The 256-nt window shown below is 74.2% G+C and carries 1 pseudogene; it reads right to left on the bottom strand.

The annotated features are described in order from the left end of the window. Nucleotides 1-256 (bottom strand): annotated as a pseudogene (locus IG08_RS0153605) (IS200/IS605 family accessory protein TnpB-related protein); the annotation flags it as partial.

The following is a 256-nucleotide window of genomic DNA, read 5'->3' as shown; positions in this document are numbered from 1 at the left end:
CGGAGGGTCTCGTTGCCGTAGCGCTTCCCGGACTCGCCGTCGGCCTGCAGGAACCAGCGCGACGCTTCCCACTGCTTCCGCCAGTCGGCCTCGGTGAGCTGCGCGGCAGACAGCTGGTGGCGGGTGCGGGCCAGCCGTTTCCCGCCGCGTACGACGTGCACGGTCCCGGCCTCCCGGTCGGCCCGCTCACGCTCCAGCCGGTCCTCCAGCACCTGCAGGCGGCGGGCCTTGGCATGCCACTCCCGCCGGCTGCGGT

The sequence above is a fragment of the Streptomyces fulvoviolaceus genome, from assembly GCF_000718165.1.
Lineage (GTDB): Bacteria > Actinomycetota > Actinomycetes > Streptomycetales > Streptomycetaceae > Streptomyces > Streptomyces fulvoviolaceus.
This window is presented reverse-complemented; position numbering and strand designations above follow the sequence as displayed.